Below are 20,967 nucleotides of genomic sequence, written 5' to 3' on the forward strand. Positions count from 1 at the left end.
CCTCCCCCACCGGGGGAGGGAGCCTCGGGTCTCAGCCGGCCGCGGTGACCGCCCGCTTGGCCATGACGGTGACGAGATGGGCGCGGTATTCGGCGCTGCCATGGATGTCGCCGTTGAGGCCATCGGCACTCTGCTTCACCGCACCGACGGAATCAGCCGACCAGTTGGCAGTGAGAGCCTTTTCCATATCCGCCTGGCGGAAGACGCCGGGGCCGGCGCCGTTGATCACCACGCGGATGCCGGACTTGGTCTTGGCCACGAAGGCACCGGCCATGACGTAGCGGCTGGCCGGGTTGCGCATCTTGGCGTAGCCGGCCTTCTCGGGAATGGGGAATTCCACCGCGATAAGCAGCTCGCCCGGCTCCAGCGCCGTGGTGAACATGCCCTGGAAGAAATCGTCCGCGGCGATGCGGCGCTTGTCGGTCACCACCGTCGCGTCCAGCGCCAGCACCGCCGCGGGGTAATCCGCCGCCGGGTCGTTGTTAGCGACGCTGCCGCCAATGGTGCCGCGATTGCGCACCTGGATGTCGCCGATGCCGCTGGCAAGCTGCGCCAGCGCGGGGATCGCCGCCTGCACCTCGGGGCTGTTGGCCACGTCCATGTGCTTCGTCAGCGCGCCGATGACGAGCTTGTCGCCTTGCCGCTTCACACCCTTCAGCTCGGCGATGCCGGAGAGGTCGACCACGGCGGTCGGCTTGTTGAGCCGGTGCTTCAGCGCCGGCAGCAGGGTCTGGCCGCCGGAGATCGGCCGCGCATCGGGGTCGGCGGAGAGAATCTTCACCGCATCCGCGACGGAGGTCGGCTTGTGGTAGGCGAAATCATACATCTCTGAACTCCCCTCGATCATGCACCAGCCGATGGGCGCCTCCGGGCCAAGGCCCTCCGGCGGCCGGCTGGCCGGTGTCAGCTATTCGGCGGCCAGCCTCTGTCCGGCATGGATGATGCCCCAGATCTTCTGCGGCGTCGCGGGCATCTCGACATGCCGCACGCCGTAGCCCTTCAACGCATCCACCACGGCGTTCATCACCGCCGGAGGGGAGCCGATGGCGCCCACCTCGCCGCAGCCCTTCACCCCTAGCGGGTTGTGGGTGCAGAGGGTCGTGTGGGTCGCCACCCCGACCGGGGGCAGGTCCTCCGCCCGCGGCAGGCAGTAGTCCATCATCGAGCCGGACAGTAGCTGGCCGTCGCTGTCGTAGACCGCAGCCTCCAGCAGCGCCTGGCCGATGCCCTGGGCGACGCCGCCCTGCACCTGGCCTTCGACGATCATTGGATTGATCACCCGGCCGACATCGTCAACGGCGGTGAATTTCATCACCGTGACATGGCCGGTGTCCGGGTCGATCTCCACCTCGGCGATGTGGCAGCCGCCGGGGTAGGTGAAGTTCTTCGGATCGTAGAAGGCGGTCTCTTCTAGACCGGGCTCGATCTCCTCGATCGGGTAGTTATGCGGCACATAGGCGGCGAGGCTGATCTCAGCCAGTGCCTTGGTGCGGTCGGTGCCGGCGACGCGGAAGGTGCCGCGGTCGAATTCAATGTCCTCGACCGAGGCTTCCATTAGATGAGCGGCGATCTTCTTGCCCTTGGCAATGATCTTGTCCATCGCCTTGACCATGGCGCTGCCGCCGACCGCGAGGCTGCGGCTGCCATAGGTGCCCATGCCGAAGGGCACCTTGGCGGTGTCGCCATGCACCACATCCACCTGCGCCACCGGCACGCCGAGCCGGTCGGCGACGAGCTGGGCGAAGGTCGTTTCATGCCCCTGGCCGTGGCTGTGCGCGCCGGTGAGCACGGTGACGCTGCCGGTCGGATGCACCCGGATGGTGCCGACCTCATAAAGCCCCGCCCGTGCGCCGAGCGAGCCGACGACGGCGGAGGGCGCGATGCCACAAGCCTCCAGATAGGTCGAGCAGCCGATGCCGCGCAGCTTGCCCTTCGCCGCGGCGGCCTGGCGGCGCGCCTCGAAGCCAGCCCAGTCACTCGCGGCCAGGGCGGCATCCAGGGTCGCGGTGTAGTCGCCGCTGTCGTACTGCAGCGCGACCGGGGTCTGGTAGGGGAAGGCATCGGTCGGGATGAAGTTGCGGCGGCGGATCTCGACGCGGTCGATCCCGGTCTCGGCAGCGGCGATATCGACCAACCGCTCCAGCAGATAGGTCGCCTCCGGCCGCCCGGCACCGCGATAGGCATCTACCGGGACGGTGTTGGTGAAAACCGCCTTCACCTCGCAGTAGATGGTCGGCGTGGTGTACACCCCGGCCAGCAGGGTGGCGTAGAGGTAGGTTGGCACGCAGGGCGCGAAGGTGGAGAGATAGGCGCCCATATTGGCCTCGGTATGCACCCGGAGGCCGAGGAATTTGCCGTTCGCATCCAGTGCCAGGGCGCATTTCGTCACATGGTCGCGGCCATGCGCATCCGACATGAAGCTCTCAGTGCGCTCGCAGGTCCATTTCACCGGGCGGCCGAGCTTGCCGGCGGCCCAGGTGACGATCGCCTCCTCGGCATAATGGTAGATCTTGGAGCCGAAGCCACCGCCGACATCGGGTGCGACCACGCGCAGCTTCGATTCCGGAATCTGCAGGACGAAGGCGCCCATCAGCAGCCGGATCACATGCGGGTTCTGGCTGGTGGTGTAGAGCGTGTAGTCGCCGCTGGTGCTGTCGAACTCACCGATCGCCGCGCGTGGCTCCATGGCGTTGGCGATCAGCCGGTTGTTGGTGGTCTCGAACTCCACCACCTTGGCGGCGGCGGCGAAGGCGGCGTCGTTCACCGCCTTGTCGCCGATATGCCAGTCGTAGCAGAGGTTGCCGGCGACCCCGTCATGAATCGCCGCGGCGCCGGGCGCCTGCGCCGCCGCCATGGTAGCGGCGGCCGGCAGCACCTCGTATTCCACCTGGATCGCCTCGGCGGCATCCTTGGCCTGGCCGCGGCTCTCGGCGATGACCACCGCGACCTGGTCGCCGACATGGCGGACCTTGCCCTCGGCCAGCATCGGGTGCCGCGGCTCCGCCATCGGCGAGCCGTCCTTATTGTGGATCTGCCAGCCACAGGGAATGCTGCCGAGGGCGGCCGTGTCAGCGCCGGTGTAGATCGCCACCACCCCGGGCATAGCCGCCGCCGCCGCGGTATCCAATACGACGATCCGGGCATGGGCATGCGGGCTGCGCAGGATATAGGCATAGGCCTGGCCCGGCCGGTTGATGTCATCCGTGTACTGGCCGCGGCCGGAGAGGAAGCGCAGGTCCTCCTTGCGCTTCACGCTGGCGCCAATGCCCTCGAAGGGTGTCACCGCATTCATCGTTCTGGCCTCCCCACCCGGTCCGGCCGGGGCGGACCCGCCCGCACGGCTTCCGGACCCTTATGATCCTCCGGCCTTTGCGGCCGTTGGGGCACGCCGCCACGGCGGCGCGCCCGACCGCGGCTATTCCGCCGCGGGCTGCAACTCGCTGCGGCGGCCGTGCATCACATCCTGTGCCGCGGCGATCGCCTTGACGATGTTGTGGTAGCCGGTGCAGCGGCAGAGATTGCCTTCCAGCCCCTCGCGGATCTCCTTCTCGGAGAGGCCCTGCGGGTGCTTCTGCACCAGGTCGATGGCCGACATCACCATGCCCGGGGTGCAGAAGCCGCATTGCAGGGCGTGGTACTCGCGGAAGGCCTCCTGCATCGGGTGCAAGGTGCCGTCCGGCTTCGCCAGCCCCTCGATGGTGGTGACGGTCGCGCCATCGGCCTGCAGCGCCAGCATGGTGCAGGATTTCACGCTGTCGCCATCCACATGCACCACGCAGGCGCCGCATTGGCTGGTGTCGCAGCCGACATGGGTGCCGGTGAGGCGCAGCTTCTCCCGCAGCAGCTCCACGAGGAGCGTGCGGCCCTCCACTTCAACCGTACTGGTCTTACCGTTCACGGTGAGCGTGACTTGCGGCATCCCGCGCCTCCCCAGAATTGCGTGCAGCGGCGCGACCAAGATGCCGCGCATCTTCGGAAAGGTCGCCCCGCCCCCGGCTTCCGTCAAGCGTCAGGACGGGGCATCCGGCGGATCAGGGCCGCGGTCCGGTCGGCGGCACGCTGCCGCCGGGCCGGTGCGGGGTGAGGCGAGCTGGCGGCGGGGCGGCGGAAGGCGCCGGGATCAGCCGCTTGCGGCCGCGCGTCATCAGCACCAGCACCCCCAGCACCACCGTGCCAAGCGGCCAGAGGGTCCAGAGCAGGGCCAGGGTCTGGGCGCCGAACAGCCCCGCCCCCATCGCCACCTCCGGGTCCGGCCCGGTGACATAGGTGCCGACCAGGGCACAGGTGCCGAGGATGCCGAGCAGCATCGCCAGGTGAAACAGCAGGAAAGCCCATTTGACGATGCGGCCGAAGCGGCTCCGGCGTTCCCGCACCTCCAGCATGACCGGCTCGGTCACGCCCGGCCCCGTCCGGTCTGGTCTGCCATGGCCCTCTCCGCGATTCGCCGCCGATGCTGCCCGGAATGCGGCAGCCCCGGAAGCCGCTGCGTCCCTCAGACCGGGATCACCGCCTCGCCCTTGGCGACGGCCAGCGGGTTCTCGGAGTCCGGCCGGTCGTGCAGGTGGCAGGCGGCGACATGGCCGGGGGCCATCGCGGTGCGCGGCGCGGCGAGCTTCGGCTCCTCCGTCCGGCAGCGGTCGAAGACATAGGGGCAGCGGGTGTGGAAGCGGCAGCCCTTGGGCGGGTTGATCGGGCTCGGCACATCCCCGCGCAGGATGATGCGTTCCCGCTGCGCCCCGGGCATCGGCACCGGCACGGCGGACAGCAGGGCCTCGGTATAGGGGTGCTTCGGCGCGGCGAAGAGGCTGCGCTTCGGCGCCACCTCGACGATCTTGCCGAGGTACATGACGGCGACGCGATGCGTCATGTGCTCGACGATGGCGAGGTCATGGCTGATGAACAGCAGGGCGAGGCCAAGCTCCTGCTGCAGATCCTGCAACAGGTTGACGATCTGCGCCTTTACCGAGACGTCGAGCGCCGAGACCGCCTCGTCGCAGACGATCAGGTCGGGCTCCGCCGCCAGTGCCCGGGCAATGCCGATGCGCTGGCGCTGGCCGCCGGAGAACTCGTGCGGCCAGCGGTTCACCGCGTCGCGCGGCAGCCGGACCGTGTCCATCAGCTTGGCGACCCGTTCTTCGAGATCCCGTGCGTCCCGCGCGAGGCCGAAATTGCGGATCGGCTCGGCCAGGATGTCGCGGACCCGCATGCGCGGGTTGAGTGAGCTGAAGGGATCCTGGAACACCACCTGCACCCGCCGCCGCAGCGGCCGCAGGGTGGCGGCCGTCATGTCGTCGATCCGCTTGCCGTCCAGCACCACCTGGCCGGCGGTGATGTCGAACAGCCGCAGGATGGCCTTGCCGACGGTGGATTTGCCGCAGCCGCTCTCGCCCACCAGCGCCAGGGTCTCGCCCCGCTCGATGTGGAAGGAGATGCCGTCGACGGCATAGACATGGCCGGTGGTGCCGCCGAAGAAGCCGCCGCGGATCGGGAAATGCTTCTTCAGCTCGGTGACTTCGAGGAGGGCGGTCATGCCGCGAGGGCCCCTTCCTTCATGGCGTAGTGGCAGGCCGCGACATGGCCCGGCGCCTTCTCCTCCAGCGCCGGTGCCACCTGGATGCAGAGCTCGGTGCTGTGCGGGCAGCGGCTGGCGAAGACGCAGCCGGGGATCTTCTGCTTCAGGCTCGGCACCAGGCCGGGGATCTCGGCCAGCCGTGTCTCCTCCCCATGCAGCGAGGAGCCGAGCTTCGGCATCGAGCCCAGCAGCCCCTGGGTGTAGGGGTGGCGCGGGGTGCGGAACAGCGGCCCGACCGCCGCCTCCTCCACCTTGCGCCCGGCGTACATCACGACCACCCGTTCCGCCACCTCGGCCACCACGCCGAGGTCGTGGGTGATCAGCACGATGGCGGCGCCGACGCGGTGCTTCAGGTCGCGCATCAGCTCCAGGATCTGCGCCTGGATGGTGACGTCGAGGGCGGTCGTCGGCTCATCGGCGATCAGCAGCTTCGGGTTGCAGGCGAGCGCGATGGCGATCATCACCCGCTGCCGCATGCCGCCCGAAAGCTGGTGCGGATATTCCCGCACCCGCCGCGCCGGCTCTGGGATGCCGACCAGGGTCAGCATCTCGACCGCCTTCTCCTCGGCCTCCTTGGCGTTCAGCCCCTGGTGCAGCCTCAGCGTCTCGCCGATTTGCCGCCCCACGGTCAGCACCGGGTTCAGCGAGGTCATCGGCTCCTGGAAGATCATGCTGATCTCGTTGCCGCGGATGCCGCGCATCTCGCGGTCCGAGAGCTCGAGCAGGTTGCGCCCCTCGAAGCGGATGGCGCCGGCGATCTTGCCCGGCGGCTCGGGGATGAGCCGCAGGATGGACATGGCGGTGACGGATTTGCCGCAGCCGCTCTCGCCCACGATGGCCAGCGTCTCCCCGGCATTGACCGAGAAGGACACGCCGTCCACCGCGCGGTTGACCCCGTCCGGCGTGCGGAAATGGGTCTGCAGGTTGTCGACCTCGAGAAGCGCCATGCGGTTAAAGCCTCTTCGCCATGCGGGGATCGAGCGCGTCGCGCAGCCCGTCGCCCAGCAGGTTCACCGCCAGCACGGTGATGGACAGGAAGATCGCCGGGAAGAAGACGATGTAGGGCTTCACCTGCCACAGCGCCCTGCCCTCCGCCATGATGTTCCCCCAGGAGGGGATGATCGGCGGCGTGCCGGCGCCGATGAAGGAGAGGATGGCCTCGACGATCATCGCGCTGGCGCAGATGTAGGTGGCCTGCACGGTGATCGGCGCCAGGGTGTTGGGCAGGATGTGCCGCCAGATGATCACCGGCGTGCGGGTGCCGGCTGCGACCGCCGCATCGACATAGGGTTGTTCCCTGAGCGACAGCACCACGCCGCGCACCAGCCGGGAGACGCGGGGGATCTCCGCGATGGTGATGGCGATGATGACGTTCTGCACGCTGCCGCGGGTCAGCGCCATCAGCGCGATCGCCAGCAGGATCGGCGGGATGGACATCATCCCGTCCATGATCCGCATGATGATGCTGTCCGCCCAGCGGACGAAGCCGGAGATGAGGCCGATGGTCAACCCGATGACCGAGGAGAGCAACGCCACGGAGAAGCCGACCAGCAGCGACACCCGGGTGCCGTAGAGCACGCGGGAGTAGACGTCCCGCCCCAGCATGTCGGTGCCGAACCAGTACATTGCGGAAGGCTCGCGGGTCCGCCGCGCCGGCGCCAGCGCGGTCGGGTCGGTGGTGAAGAGCAGCGGTGCGAAGATCGCGATCGCCAGCATCACCAGCAGCAGTCCGGCGCCGGCAACAATGGTCGGGTTGCGCCGGAGGAAACCGAGGAAGCCGCGGCGCGGCTTCACCGGCGGCAGCACATCCGGCATCGGGGGGGCGGCGGCGACGTCCCGCGACGTCAGCGCAGCCGGGGCAACTACGGTCGCTGAAGCCATCAGTAGCGGATCCTCGGGTCGAACAGGGTGTACAGCAGGTCGATCGCCAGGTTGACCAGGACGTAGACGAAGCTGAACAGCAGGATGACGCCCTGGATCACCGGGTAGTCCCGCCGCAGGATCGCATCCACCGTCAGCCGGCCCAGGCCGGGAATGGCGAAGACGCTTTCGGTGACGACCGCGCCGCCGATCAGCAGCGCCACGCCGATGCCGATGACGGTGACGATCGGCACCGCGGCGTTCTTCAGCGCGTGCAGGAACAGGATGCTGCGCTGGCCGGCGCCCTTGGCCCGGGCGGTGCGGATGTAGTCCTGCTGCAGCACTTCCAGCATCGTTGCCCGGGTGATCCGGGCAATCAGCGCGATGTAGACGCCGCCCAGCGCGATGGCCGGCAGGATGAGGTTCTCCAGCCAGGGGAAGAAGCCGTTGGAGAAGGCAGTGTAGCCCTGCACCGGCAGCCAGTCGAGTTCCAGCGCGAAGACATAGGCCAGCACATAGCCGACGACGAAGACCGGCACAGAGAAGCCGAGCACCGCGAAGCCCATTACCGCGCGGTCGATCCAGGTCCCCTGCTTCCAGGCCGCCACCACGCCCATCGGCACGGCGATGCTGACCGCAAGGCAGAGGGTCAGGACCATCAGCGACAGGGTCGGTTCGATCCGCTGCTGGATCATCGTCGTCACCGGCAGGTTGGTGAAAATCGAGACGCCCATGTCGCCTTGCAGGATGCGGAACAGCCATTCGCCGAAGCGCACCAGGAAGGGCCGGTCGAGGCCGAGGGATTCGCGGATGCGCTCCACGTCCTGCGGCGTCGCCTGGTCGCCGGCGATCACCGCCGCCGGATCACCGGGCGCTATGTAGAGCAGCGAGAAGACAAAGAGCGCGACAATGGCCATGACCGGAATGGTGGCCAGGACGCGACGGACAATATAGGCGAACATATCAATGTGCCTTCACATGGCCGGCCGATGCATGGTGCCGGGCCGGATGGTCCGGTGCCGCTCGGACGGATGCTGCTCGGGGCGCAGCGGCGCGCTCATGCTTTCGCGACGCCCCAGAAGAACGGCAGCGGGCCCTTCTGAATGCCGGTAACGTTGCGCCGCCAAGCCTGGTAGCCGAGGAAGAAGCCGGTCGGCGCATAGACCACGTTCTCCAGCGCCAGGCGATTGACCTTGCCGATCGCCGCCTTCTCCGAAGCGAGGTCCGGCGCGGCGAACCATTCGCTGATGGCGGCATCCACCGCCGGGGCGGAGGGCCAGCCGAACCATGCATTCTCGCCTGTGGCGCGGATGGCGTTGTAGCTCGCCGGGTTTACGCAATCGGCGCCGGCGTGCCAGGTGTGGAACATCGACCAGCCGCCCTGGCCGGGCGGGTTCTTCATGGCGCGGCGCTGGCCGACCGTGCCCCAGTCGGTGGCGATGAAATCGACATTCATGCCGAGCCGCTTCAGCAGGTCGGCAGTCACGTCGCCGAACGCCTTGGTGATCGACTGGTCCTGCGCCACCACGCAGATCACCGGCTCGCCCTTGTAGCCGCTCTCGGCCAGCAGCTTCTTCGCCGCGTCGATGTTGCGCGGCCCCTTCAGGATCTCGCCGCCTTCCTCCGAGTAGAGCGGCGTGCCCGGGGTGAAGTAGCCCGGCAGCGCTTTCCACAGGTCGGTGTCGTCGCCCACGAGCGCCCGCATGTAGTCTTCCTGGCTCATCGCCATCAGCACCGCGCGACGGACGCCGACATTGTTGAACGGCGGGTGGAGGTGGTTCATCCGGAAGCTGCCGATGTTGCCGAGCGGATCGGCGATGTCGACAGCGATGTTCCGGTTGCGCTTCAGAGTCGGCACCAGATCGGTGATCGGATTCTCCCACCAGTCGATCTCGCCGTTCTGCAGCGCCGCCGAGGCCGTCGCCGCATCCGGCATGATCAGCCACTCCACCCGGTCCACCATCATGCGCTTGGCGCCCGCCAGCCAGGTGCCGGCATCGCTGCGCGGCACGTAGCCATCGAATTTCTGGAACACCGCCTTGGCGCCCGGCACCCATTCGTTGCGCACGAAGCGCATCGGGCCGCTGCCGACATACTCGCTGATCTGGGTGAAGCTGTCGGTCCTGGCGATCCGCTCCGGCATGATAAAGCAGCAGGGCGTGCCGACCTTGGCGAGGGCGAAGCGCAGCTTCGGATAGGGGCTCTTCAGCACCCAGCGCACGGTGCGGTCATCCGCCGCCACCAGCTCGTTCTGGATGGCCTTCAGCATCTGGCCCATCGGGTCGCGCGGCATCCAGCGGGTGATGCTGGCGACCACGTCCTTCGCCAGCACCTTCTCGCCGTCATGGAAGCGCAACCCGTCGCGCAGCTTGATCGTCCAGGTGAGGCCGTCGGAGGAAACGGTGTCGCCCTCGACCATCTGCGGTTGCGGCTCGAGCTTCTCGTCGACGCCGTAGAGCGTGTCCCACACCATCGCCGAGGCGTTGCGGACAACGTACTGGGTGCCCCAGATGGGGTCGAAATTCGCCAGATTGGCCTGGGGAACGAAACGCAGGGTGCGTGCCGCCGTGCCCTGGGACAGTGCCGGCGCCGGCATGCCCGCCGTGGCGCCGAGTGCGCCGGCCGCGGCCGCCGCCTTCAGGAGATTCCTGCGATCCATCGTTGTTTTGCCCCCAGCTCCCAGCCGGGCAGCGTTCCGCGCGCCCGGTTAGCCATCAACCTGCCTCAGCCTTGAGCATTGCGCCAGCGTTGACCATTCCACATCATGGCTGGCACCGCCAAGGCGTCGGCCTCGCCGCCGGGCTTGCACGCAGCGTGCCAGCCCGCGGCGCGCCGGCCTCAGCCCCGCCGCACGCCCCAGAACAACGGCGGCCCGCCGGTGACCAGCCCGCTGAGGCTGCGCCGGTAGGCCATTGGCGGCCGGAGCAGGCCTAGCGGCACGAAGGGCACCTCCTCCCAGACCAGCCGCTGCATCTCCTCGGCAATGCGCTTGGCCGCGGGCAGGTCGGCGGCCTCGAACCAGGCCTCGCGCAGCGCCTCCCGGCGCGGGCTGGTGGCCCAGCCGATCCAACCCGCATTGCCGCGCAGCGGCTGGTGGCTGCCGGGCACCGAGACCTCGAACCCCTCCCAGGTGGTGCAGAAGATGTTCCAGCCGCCCTGCTCCGGCGGGTCCTTCTTCGCGCGGCGCTGCACCAGCGTGCCCCAGTCCATCACCTGCAGGTCGACATTCATGCCGATCCGCCGCAGCGTGTCGGCAGCGACCGCGGCCAGCGCGCCGAGGGTGGGGAAATCGCCCGGCGAGAGGATCACCACCTTCCGGTTGCGGTAGCCGGCAGCGGCCAGCGCCCGCTTCGCCGCCTCCGGGTCGCGCGGTCCGGTCAGCACCTCGAGCCCCGCATCATTCGCCAGCGGGGTGCCCGGGGTGAAGGCGCCGGCCGGCACCTGCCACTGCGCCTGGTCCTCGCCGAGCGCCGCCGCCATGAAGGCGCGCTGCTCGATCGCCGGGAGGATGGCGCGGCGGACGGCCGGGTTGTCGAACGGCGGGTGCAGGTGGTTGAACCGCAACATGCCGAGCGCACCGGCGCCGTTCACCACCTCGATGGCGATGTCGCGGCTGCCTCGCAGCACTGGCAGCAGATCCGCCAGCGGGGTCTCCCACCAGTCGATCTCATTCGCCTGCAGCGCCGCGGCGGCGGCGGCCGGGTCGGGCAGGATGCGCCATTCGACGCGGTCGAAATGCACCGGCTTGCCGCCGGCCAGGAAATCCGCCGGCTCGTCGCGCGGCACGTAATGCGTGTTACGCTCATAGACCACGAAGCTGCCCGGCACCCACTCCGCCTGACGGAAGCGGAAGGGCCCGCTGCCGATGGCCTCGGTGACCGGGGTGACGGGGTCGGTCCTCGCCAGCCGCTCCGGCATGATGGCGCAGATGTTGGCGGCGGGCTTGCCCAGCGCCCAGGCCAGGCCGGGCCAGGGCTTCTTCAGGAGGATCTCGATGCGGTCGTCGGCCGGCGCCCGCATTTCCTGCAGCAGCGCGTCCAGCCGTTGGCCAAGCATGTCGCGCTTCGACCAGCGGGCGATGGAGGCGATGCAGTCCCGCGCCCGCACCGGCTCGCCGTCGTGGAAGCGCAGTTCCGGCCGCAGGGTGATGCTATGGGCCAGGCCATCGGCCGAGACCTCGTGCTGCGCCGCCATCTGCGGCTTCGGCCGGAAATCCTTTCCCAACCCGAACAGCGTGTCATAGACCATCAGCCCGTGGTTGCGGGTCACGGTGGTGGTGGCCGCGACCGGGTCGATGGTGCCGAGGCTGCCCGCCGGCACGAAGCGCAGGGTGCGGGCGCTGCTCTGCGCGGCCGCAAGGCGCGGTGCCGCAAGCGCCAGGGCGCTGCCCTGCAACAGGCTCCGACGGTGCATCAGGCTTTCCCCTCCGGGCGACCCGCAGATCCCGGGCGCGGGGCGTGCTTGCCCCAGCCCGGGGCGCGGCGCAACCGGATGCGGCCGCGACGGTGACCTTGGCTCCACGAGCGCCTCCGACGGCCTCGGATCAGCCCTTGGCGAGGTTCCAGAATACCGTCGCCGGTGCGCGGAACACCCCGGTGACATTGCGCCGCCAGGCCGAGGGCTGCCAGTAGAAGCCGAGCGGGATGTAGGGCAGCACCTCCATGGCGCGGCGGTTCAGCGCATCGCCGACCTGCTTCTGCCCGGCGGCGTCGGGCGCCTCGATCCAGGCCTGGCGCAGCCGCTCGATCTCGGCATCCTCCGGCCAGCCGAACCAGGCGTTGCTGCCGTTGGCGCGGAGGAACAGGTGAAACACCGGCAGTGCCAGCGACTGGCCGGAGGAGGTGGTGTGGATGATGCTCCAGCCGCCTCGTTCCACCGGCTCCTTGCTGACCCGCCGCTGCACCAGCGTGCCCCAGTCGGCGGCGACCAGTTCCAGGTTCATCCCGAGCCGGGTCAGCAGGTCGGCGGTGACCATCGACAGTGCGTTGATCTGCGGATAGTCGCCGGGTGCCACCAGCACCACCTTCTCGCCGGCATAGCCGACGTCCTTCAGCACGGCGCGGGCGCGGTCGATGTTCCGTACCTTGAGGATGTCGCTGCCGGCTTCGGTCGCCAGCGCGGTGCCGCAGGTGAAGACGCCCTCGCAGGCCTCCCAGCCGTCGCGCTCATTGCCGGCCACGGCGCGCATGTAGTCGCGCTGATCCACCGCCATGGCGACGGCACGGCGGATGCCGGGGTTGTTGAACGGCGGGTGCAGGTGGTTGAAGCGGCAGATGCCATAGGTGCCGTCCAGCAACCGTTGCTGCACCACCAGCTCGCGGTTCCGTCGCAGCAGCGGCAGCAGATCGTGCAGCGGATATTCCCAGTAATCCTGCTCGCCGGTGACCATGGCATTCGCGGCGGTGGCGGAATCCGGGATGATGGTCCACTCGACCCGGTCGAGACGCGGCGCGCGGCCACCGGCCAGACCGTCCACCGGCTCCTGCCGCGGCACGTAGCCATCGAATTTGGCCCAGAGGGCGCGCTGACCGGGATTCCATTCGTCCGCAAGGAAGCGGAACGGCCCGCTGCCCACCGCCTCCCGCACCTGCTGGAAGGCGTCGGTGCTGGCGATCCGCTCCGGCATGATGAAGCAGGGGAACTGGGTCTGGCCGAGCGCCATGGTCAACAGCGGCACCGGCTTGTGCAGCCGGAAGCGGAAGCGGCGGTCATCCAGCGCCTCGACCTCGGCGACACTGGGCTGCAGCACCTGCATGAAGGGGTCGCGCCGCGCCCATCGCTTGATGCTGGCGACGCAATCCTTCGCCAGTACCTTCTCCCCGTCATGAAAGCGCAAGCCCTGGCGCAGGGTGAAATTCCAAGTGAGGCCATCTGCCTCGGTGGTCCAGCCCTCCACCATCTGCGGCCTGATCTCGCCCTTAGCGTCCTGGGCGCAGAGCTGGTCGTAGATCAGGAAGGCGTGGTTGCGGGTGACCACCGCGGTGGTCCAGACCGGATCAAGGCTGGTGAGGTTGGCCTGCGGCACCACGCGCAGGGTGCGCGCGGCACTGCCCTGGGCAAAGGCCGGGGCCGGCAGGGCGGTGGCGGCGGCGAGGCCGAACAGGGTGCGGCGCTGCATGGTCTCAGAGCCTCCGTATGGCCGGGCGAAGGATGAAGCCGGCGGCATGGCGGGGCCAGGCGCGGCACCGCCATGCCGCCCCGCTCATGCCCGGCGGATGTTCCAGAAGATCGCCAACCCACGCACCCGGTCCACCAGGTCGCGGCGCACCGCGGTCTGCGAGCGGTAGGCACCGACCGGGATGTAGGGCAGTTCCTGCATCGCCAGCACCTGCATCTCCCGCGCCAGCGCCTTCCGCTGATCGAGGGTCGGCGCCTCGAACCAGGCGTCACGCAGGGCTTCGAGGCGCGGGATGTCCGGCCAGCCGAACCAGGCGCCGGCGCCATTGGCGCGCAATGTCGGGTTGGTCGCCGGGGTCAGGAAATCCATCGAGCTGAAGGCGTACATGGAAACACTCCAGCCGCCGCGCTCCAACGGCTCCTTGCTGGTGCGCCGCTGCACCACCGTGCCCCAGTCGGTCAGCGCCGCATCGAGGTTGACGCCGAGCCGGCGGAACAGATCGAGCGCCATCTGGGTCAGCGCCGAGGGCACCAATATGTCGGTCGGCCCCAGCAGCCGGATCTGCTGGTTGGTGTACCCCGCCTCCTTCAGCAGGGCGCGGGCACGGTCGAGGCTGCGTGGGCCGCGCAGCGGCTCCAGCCCGACATCGCTCGCCATCGGCCCGCCGGGGGTGAAGAAGCCGGCATCGGTCTGGTAGAGCGCAGGGTCGGTGCCGACCGCCGCCTGCATGAAGCTCTCCTGATCGATCGCCGGCAGCAGGGCGCGGCGCATCGCCGCCTTGTCGAAGGGCGGCTGCAGGTGGTTGAAGCGCATCAGCGCCATCATCGGCAGCGGGTCGATCGGCTCGATGGCGATGCCGCGGTTGCGGCGGAGAAGCTGCTGGATCTCCGGCGGCGGCTGCTCGTACCAGTCGATCTCGCCGGCCTGCATCGCCGCCGAAGCGGTGGCGGCATCCGGGATGATCTTCCACTCCACCCGGTCGAAATGCGCCAGCTTCGGCCCTGCGGTGTAGCCGCTGGCGGCCACCGGGGTCGGGCTGTAGACCTCGTTGCGGGCGAAGGCGGCGCCGCTGCCGGAGACGAACTCATCGGCCAGGAAGCGATAGGGGCCGCTGCCCATCACCTCACGGAGCTGGGTGAAGGGATCGGTCTTCGCCAGCCGCTCCGGCATGATGAAGCAGGGCGGCGCGACCGGCGAGGCCAGCGCCTCGATCAGCAGCGGAAAGGCACGCTTCAGGCGGAATTGCAACCGCCGGTCGTCCGGCGCCGAAATCTCCTCGACCAGCGGCGCCAGCTTCTGGCCCATGGCGTGGCGGCGCATCCAGCGGGTGACGCTGGCCGCCGCATCGCGCGCCAGCACGGGCGCGCCATCATGGAAGCGCAAGCCCTCGCGCAGGGTGATGGTAACGCGGCGGCCGTCCTCCTCCTCGACATGGCCCGCCGCCATCTGCGGCCGCGGGCGGAACTCCGCGTCGCTGCCGTAGAGCGTGTCATAGACCATGTAGCCCATGTTCCGGGTGACGTTGGACGTCGTCCAGATCGGGTCGAGTGCCGAGAGATCCGCCTGCGGGACGAAGCGCAGCACCCGGCCGCGCTGCGCCAGAGCCAGGCGCACCAGCGCCGCGGCAGCCGCCGCGCCGCCCAGCAATCCACGACGTCGCATCATGCCCTCCGCAGCCCCCAATAGATGGCGAAGCCGGGCACCCGGCCCGTGAGGTTCCGCCGCAGCGCGGTCATCGCCATGTAGGCGCCGACCGGGATGTAGGGCAGTTCCTCCATCGCCACCGTCTGGATGTCGCGGCAGATGCGCTGCTGCGCCGCGACATCGGGGGCATCGAACCAGGCATCGCGCAGTTCCTCGATCCGCGGGATGCTCGGCCAACCTGGCCAAGCCGCAGTGCCGTTGCCGCGCAACGGCGTATGCCCGGCAGGGTCGAGGAATTCGAAAGAGGAGAAGGAGGTGTAGAGCACACTCCAGCCGCCCTTCTCCAGCGGCTCGCGGCTGGTGCGGCGCTGCACCACGGTACCCCAGTCGCTCAGCGCGACATCGACGTTCATCCCGAGCCGGCGGAACATGTCGGCGCCCACCTGGGTCATCGCCGAGGGAGCAAGGATGTCGGTCGGGCCGATCAGCCGCATCGGCTGGTCGGTGTAGCCGGCCTCCTTCAGCAGCGCGCGGGCGCGGTCGACGCTGCGCGGGCTGGTCAGCGGCCCGAGGCCGACATCGCTCGCCATCGGCGTGCCCGGCGTGAAGAAGCCGACGCCGGTGCGGATCATCGCCGGATCAGTCCCGACGACCGCCGCCATGTAGTCGGACTGGTCGACCGCCGGCAGGATCGCCTGGCGCAGCCGCTTGTCGCTGAAGGGCGGGTGCAGGTGGTTGAAGCGGAGGATGCCGGTCAGCGGCAGAGGATCGATCGGCTCGATGACAACCTGCCGGTTGCGGCGGAGAAGCTGCTGGATCTCCGGCGGCGGCTGCTCGAACCAGTCGATCTCGCCCTGCTGCAGGGCGGCCGCCGAGGTCGCGGCATCGGTGATGATGCGCCATTCCACCCGGTCGAAATGCACCACCTTCGGCCCGGCGGTCAGGCTCGGCTCGCCCTGCGGCACCGGCACGTAGTCCGGGTTGCGCTCATAGACGATGAGGCTGCCGGAGTTGAACTCGTCCTGCTTGAAGCGGAACGGGCCGCTGCCGGTGGGGTCGCGGATCTGCTGGAAGGGATCGGTCTTCGCCACCCGCTCCGGCATGATGAAGCAGACCGGGTTGGTCGGCGAGGCGAGCCCATGCACCAGCATCGGGAAGGGGCGCTTCAGGCGGAACACCAGGCGCCGGTCGTCCGGCGCCTCGATCGCGTCGAGCACGGCTTCGAGCTTCTGGCCGGTCGGGTTGCGCTTCATCCAACGCTGGATGCTGGCGGCGCAATCCGCCGCCCGCACCGGCGCGCCGTCATGGAATTTCAGCCCCTCGCGCAAGGTGATGGTGACGCGCCGGCCGTCTTCCTCCGCCAGATGCCCCGCCGCCATCTGTGGCTGCGGGCGGAACTGCGCATCCAGGCCGAACAGCGTGTCATAGACCATGAACCCATGGTTCCGCGTGATGTTCGCGGTGGTCCAGATCGGGTCGATGCTGGTCAGGTTCGCCTGCGGCACCATGCGCAGCACGCGCGCCTGCGCTGGTTGCCCGATGGCAATGCCTGGCAGCGCGGCGACCGTGGCGCCGGCGAGGAGGGTGCGTCTTTGCATGGTGGCATCACACCTTTTTCAGGGACCAGAACAATGGCATCCCTTTTGGAACATCCGCCAGACTGCGGCGATAGGCCGTCGATTGGAAATACTGGCCGAGCGGCAGGGTCGGCGCCTCCTCGAAGGCAAGCTGCTGCATCTCGCGCGCGATCGCCTGTTGCCTGGGCAGATCGGCAGCGTCGAACCAACCCTGCCGCAACGTCTCCAGCCGCGGCGAGGTCGCCCAGCCCCACCAGCCGTCGCCGCCATTGCCGCGGATCGGCTGGTTGACGCCAGGGTTGATGACGTCGAGCCCGGTCCAGAAGTTGAAGAAGATGCTCCAGCCGCCTTTCTCCGGCGGCTCCCGGCTGGCGCGGCGGGCAACGACGCTGCCCCAGTCGGTCGCCACGAAATCGACGTTCATCCCGGCCCGCCGCAGCATGTCGTTGCCGACCTGGCCGAGCGCGTTCAAGGTCGGGAAATCGGTCGCCGCCAGCAGCACCACCTTCTCGCCCTTGTAGCCTGCCGCCTCGATCTCCCGCTTCACCTTGTCGAAGTCGCGCGGACCCTTCAGCACCTCGAGCCCGACGTCGCTGGCCATCGGCGTCTCCGGCGGAAAGAAGCCGACATTCTCGCGCCACAGGCTACGGTCGGTGCCGGTGACGGCGGTCATGTAGTCGGCTTGGCTGACCGCCCCCATCAGCGCCCGGCGGATGCGCGGATTGTCGAAGGGCGGGTGCAGGTGGTTGAACCGGCCCCAGCCGACCAGCCCGGTCGGGTTCGGCAGGTCGATGGCGATGTTGCGATTGCGCCGCAACAGCGGCAGCAGATCGGAGGTCGGCACCTCCCACCAATCCGTCTCGCCATTCTGCAGCGCCGCCGCGGCGGTGGAGGAATCCGGCGTGACGATCCATTCGACCCGGTCGAGGTTCACCCGCTTCGGTCCGGCGGTCCAGCTTGCCGTGCCCTCCTCGCGCGGCAGATAGCCGGCAAATTTCTCGTAGACGAAGCGGCTGCCCTGCACCCGCTCATCCGCCTTGAAGCGGAACGGGCCGCTGCCGACCATCTCCGGCACCTGTCGGGCCGGGTCGGTCTGCGCCAGCCGTTCCGGCATGATGAAGCAGCAGGGGGTGACCAGGCTGCCGAGCGCCTCGGCCAGCAGCGGGAACGGCCGCTTCAGCCGAAAGACCAGGCTACGATCGTCCGCCGCCGACATCTCGTCGAGCCGGGCGAGCAGTTCCTGGCCCAGCGGGTGCCGCCCAGCCCAGCGGCGGATCGAGGCGATGCAATCCTTCGCCCGCACCGGCTCGCCATCATGGAATTGCAGGCCGGGGCGCAGAGTGATGGTCCAACGCCGGCCATCTTCCTCGATGCGATGCCCCCCGGCCATCTGCGGCTGGATGCGGAAATCGGCATCCATGCCGTAGAGCGTGTCGAACACCATGAAGCCGTGGTGCCGGCTGACATAGGCGGTGGTGACGATCGGGTCGAGGATGCCGAGGTCGGACTGCGGAATGAACCGCAGGACCCGCGCCGCCGCCGGCTGGGCCAGCGCGGCGCGCGGCAAGGCCAGGACGGTGCCGGCAGCGGCAGCGCCGCGCAGCAGGTCTCGACGGTCCATGATGCTCTCCCCGAGGCCACGCTGCGGTGACCATTGCGGGGAGTGAAGCCCAGCCCGGACGCCGCCGCAAGCAGCCGCGCCCGGTGCGCGCCGGTCAGCTCCCGGTCATGTCTTGGTCACGTTCCAGAACAGCGGCAGGCCGCCGAGCACGTTGCTGACATTGCGGCGATAGGCCCAGGGCTGGAAATACTGGCCAACCGGCAGGTAGGGCACCTCGCGGAAGGCCTCGGCCTGGATCTCGGCGGCAAGCTTCTTCTGCGCCTCGACGTCGGGCGCCTCGAGCCAGGCGTTCCGTAATTCCTCAAGCTTCGGCATGGTCGGCCAGCCGAACCAGCTGTTCAGCCCGTTGCCGCGCAGGCCGAGATGCGTCGCCGGACTGAAGAAGTCGAGCCCGGTGAAGAAGGTGAAGAAGACGCTCCACCCGCCCTTCTCCGGCGGCTCGCGGCTGGCCCGGCGCTGCACAACACTGCCCCAGTCGGTCGAGACATAGTCGACGTTCATGCCGGCCCGCACCAGCATGTCGCGCCCGACCTGCGCCATGGCGTTCAGCGAGGGGAAGTCGGAGGCGGCGATGAGCACCACCTTCTCACCCTTGTAGCCGGCGGCGGCCAGGTCGCGCTTGACCTTGTCGAGGTCGCGCGGACTGGTCAGCGCCTCCAGCCCGACGGTGTTCGCCATCGGCGTGTCCGGCGGGAAGAAGCCGACACCCTCGCGGTAGTTGGACGGGTCGGTGCCGATGACCGCCGACATGTAGTCCGCCTGCTGCACCGCGCCGAGCAGGGCGCGGCGGATCGCCGGGTTGTTGAAGGGCGGGTGCAGGTGGTTGAAGCGGCAGAGGCCGAGCAGCCCGGTCGGGTCGTAGATCTCGACATTCAGGTTCCGGTTGCGGCGGAGCAGCGGCAGCAGATCGGCGGTCGGCTGCTCCCACCAGTCCATCTCGCCGGATTGCAGCGCGCCGGCGGCGGTGGAGGCGTCGGGGATCACCTGCCATTCCACCCGGTCGACATGCACCTGCTTCGGCCCGGCGGTCCAGGACGGGGTGCCGGATTCGCGCGGGCGATAGTCCGGGTTGCGCTCATAGACCAGACGGCTGCCGGCGATCCGCTCATCCGCCTTGAAGCGGAAGGGGCCGGAGCCGACGATCTCGCGGATCGCCGTATTGGCGTCGGTCCGGGCGATCCGCTCCGGCATGATGAAGGGCACCGGCGAACTCGGCTTGGCCAGCGCGTCCAGCAACAGGGCGAAGGGGCGCTTCAGCCGGAAGGTGAAGCTGCGATCGTCATTCGCCACGATCTCGTCGGTCGCCGCCATCAGCGCCTGGCCAAGCGCGTCGCGCTGCGCCCAGCGCTTGATCGAGGCGACGCAATCCTTCGCCCGCACCGGCTCGCCATCGGTGAAGCGGAGGCCGGGGCGGAGGGTGATGGTGACCCGCCTTCCGCCATCCTCCACCACATGGCCCTCGGCCATCTGCGGTTGCGGCTTGAAGTCGGCATCCAGGCCATAAAGCGTGTCGTACAGCAGGAAGGCGTGGTGCCGCGTGACATAGGCGGTGGTGATGATTGGATCGATCACCGCGACATCCGACTGCGGGATGAACTTCAGCACCCGGCTGCCCGGCGACTGAGCGAGGCCCGGCAACGCCAGCGGGGTTGCGGCAACCCCGGCGGCGCCGAGGAGAAGGCTGCGACGTTGCATGGGTAACCGTTCCCGTGTTGGTGAAGCCGGCGCAGGGGAACCCCATCCACCCGCGAAACGCAAGAGGTGACAGCCCGATCGCTGCGGCGGCACTGCCTTACGGCGTGCTTGCCGCAACACGGTCACAACTCCGGCGCATGATGACCATGAAGAGGAGCCCTTGCCGCATGCCACAACCGATCCGTTCCGGAAGCTCTGGGCGCATTTCCGATGCCGCGGCGCCATGCGCCGAGGAACGTGACCGCGCCGCTGCCGCGGAGCCATGCCGGATGCGGTGTCGTCACCACGCCGTGGTTTGTTTGCGCCGCAGCGTCCGCGTAGACAATGGCCTACCAGGATGCCCTGCATGACCGTCGTTTCCTCCCCCGCCGCCCAGCCTGAGCGGCCGCTTGCGCGGCTCGCCGGCGAATTTTGCCGCTTCGGTGCGGTCGGTGTCGTTGGCTTCATGGTGGATGCCGCGGTGCTGACTGCCGGCCTTGCCCTGGGCCTCGGCCCCTGGCTTGGCCGGATCTTATCCTATGTCACCGCAGCGAGCACGACCTTCGCGCTGAACCGCGCCTGGACCTATCGCGCGGCCCCGCGCGATGCGGTGGCGCGGCGCTGGGCGATGTTCCTCGTGGTGAATCTCGTTGGATTCCTCTGCAACTATGGCACCTACGCCGCACTGATGACGACCGTGCCGCTGGTCGCAGCGAACCCGGTGCTCGGGGTCGCCGCAGGTTCGCTGGCCGGCCTGGCAGGCAATTTCCTGCTCAGCCGGCGCTACGTCTTCACCCCGGGCGGCCAGCGCCGCCCGCTCGCCATCTGATGATCATGCCGACGGGTGCCATGTCCGACGTCCTGCGCCCTAGCCTCACCCTGATCCCCAGGACGCCAACCC

At 69.0% G+C, this 20,967-nt stretch carries 16 protein-coding genes; 1 reads left to right on the forward strand and 15 read right to left on the reverse strand.

Annotated features, from left to right (window positions below; genetic code table 11):
* Window positions 1-31 precede the first annotated feature (31 nt).
* The 15 genes from H7965_RS10790 to H7965_RS10860 all read right to left on the reverse strand — a co-directional run bounded on the left by H7965_RS10790 (window position 32) and on the right by H7965_RS10860 (window position 20,087).
* Complete coding sequence (locus tag H7965_RS10790; RefSeq protein WP_186770586.1) at window positions 32-826, reverse strand: FAD binding domain-containing protein; 795 nt, start codon at window positions 824-826, stop codon at window positions 32-34.
* 81 nt (window positions 827-907) lie between these two features.
* The gene (locus H7965_RS10795) at window positions 908-3,292 is read right to left on the reverse strand and encodes a xanthine dehydrogenase family protein molybdopterin-binding subunit (RefSeq protein ID WP_186770587.1); all 2,385 of its coding nucleotides are present in this window, start codon (window positions 3,290-3,292) and stop codon (window positions 908-910) included.
* A 123-nt stretch (window positions 3,293-3,415) separates the two neighbouring features.
* Window positions 3,416-3,919, reverse strand: a complete 504-nt coding sequence (locus tag H7965_RS10800) for a (2Fe-2S)-binding protein (RefSeq protein WP_186770588.1) — start codon at window positions 3,917-3,919, stop codon at window positions 3,416-3,418.
* 112 nt (window positions 3,920-4,031) lie between these two features.
* Window positions 4,032-4,397, reverse strand: a complete 366-nt coding sequence (locus tag H7965_RS10805) for a hypothetical protein (RefSeq protein WP_186770589.1) — start codon at window positions 4,395-4,397, stop codon at window positions 4,032-4,034.
* 95 nt (window positions 4,398-4,492) lie between these two features.
* Window positions 4,493-5,530 (reverse strand): ABC transporter ATP-binding protein, encoded by a 1,038-nt coding sequence (locus H7965_RS10810; RefSeq protein ID WP_186770590.1) that lies wholly within the window; start codon window positions 5,528-5,530, stop codon window positions 4,493-4,495.
* Complete coding sequence (locus tag H7965_RS10815) at window positions 5,527-6,519, reverse strand: ABC transporter ATP-binding protein (RefSeq protein ID WP_186770591.1); 993 nt, start codon at window positions 6,517-6,519, stop codon at window positions 5,527-5,529. The genes H7965_RS10810 and H7965_RS10815 overlap by 4 nt, the downstream gene beginning before the upstream one ends.
* A gap of 4 nt (window positions 6,520-6,523) precedes the next feature.
* Window positions 6,524-7,453 carry an ABC transporter permease gene (locus tag H7965_RS10820; protein WP_186770592.1) on the reverse strand — a complete coding sequence of 310 codons (930 nt, stop codon included), beginning with the start codon at window positions 7,451-7,453 and terminating at the stop codon, window positions 6,524-6,526.
* A complete protein-coding gene (locus H7965_RS10825; protein ID WP_186770593.1) occupies window positions 7,453-8,394 on the reverse strand; it encodes an ABC transporter permease in 942 nt (313 codons plus the stop codon). Before H7965_RS10825 ends, H7965_RS10820 begins: the two co-directional genes overlap by 1 nt.
* Window positions 8,395-8,489: 95 nt before the next feature.
* Window positions 8,490-10,091, reverse strand: a complete 1,602-nt coding sequence (locus H7965_RS10830; RefSeq protein WP_186770594.1) for an ABC transporter substrate-binding protein — start codon at window positions 10,089-10,091, stop codon at window positions 8,490-8,492.
* A 179-nt stretch (window positions 10,092-10,270) separates the two neighbouring features.
* The gene (locus H7965_RS10835; RefSeq protein WP_186770595.1) at window positions 10,271-11,845 is read right to left on the reverse strand and encodes an ABC transporter substrate-binding protein; all 1,575 of its coding nucleotides are present in this window, start codon (window positions 11,843-11,845) and stop codon (window positions 10,271-10,273) included.
* Window positions 11,846-11,975: 130 nt separating this feature from the next.
* Window positions 11,976-13,550, reverse strand: a complete 1,575-nt coding sequence (locus H7965_RS10840; RefSeq protein WP_186770596.1) for an ABC transporter substrate-binding protein — start codon at window positions 13,548-13,550, stop codon at window positions 11,976-11,978.
* Between the two features lie 84 nt (window positions 13,551-13,634).
* Window positions 13,635-15,212 (reverse strand): ABC transporter substrate-binding protein, encoded by a 1,578-nt coding sequence (locus tag H7965_RS10845; protein ID WP_315898686.1) that lies wholly within the window; start codon window positions 15,210-15,212, stop codon window positions 13,635-13,637.
* A complete protein-coding gene (locus H7965_RS10850) occupies window positions 15,212-16,792 on the reverse strand; it encodes an ABC transporter substrate-binding protein (RefSeq protein WP_186770598.1) in 1,581 nt (526 codons plus the stop codon). Before H7965_RS10850 ends, H7965_RS10845 begins: the two co-directional genes overlap by 1 nt.
* 7 nt (window positions 16,793-16,799) lie before the next feature.
* Entirely contained in the window at window positions 16,800-18,392 is a 1,593-nt protein-coding gene (locus H7965_RS10855) for an ABC transporter substrate-binding protein (protein WP_186770599.1), read from the reverse strand.
* Window positions 18,393-18,497: 105 nt separating this feature from the next.
* The gene (locus tag H7965_RS10860; protein ID WP_186770600.1) at window positions 18,498-20,087 is read right to left on the reverse strand and encodes an ABC transporter substrate-binding protein; all 1,590 of its coding nucleotides are present in this window, start codon (window positions 20,085-20,087) and stop codon (window positions 18,498-18,500) included.
* A 346-nt stretch (window positions 20,088-20,433) separates the two neighbouring features.
* Between H7965_RS10860 and H7965_RS10865 the strand changes: the two genes are divergently transcribed.
* Window positions 20,434-20,895 carry a GtrA family protein gene (locus H7965_RS10865; protein WP_186770601.1) on the forward strand — a complete coding sequence of 154 codons (462 nt, stop codon included), beginning with the start codon at window positions 20,434-20,436 and terminating at the stop codon, window positions 20,893-20,895.
* Window positions 20,896-20,967 lie beyond the last annotated feature (72 nt).

It is taken from the genome of Siccirubricoccus deserti, from assembly GCF_014283215.1.
Lineage (GTDB): Bacteria > Pseudomonadota > Alphaproteobacteria > Acetobacterales > Acetobacteraceae > Siccirubricoccus > Siccirubricoccus deserti.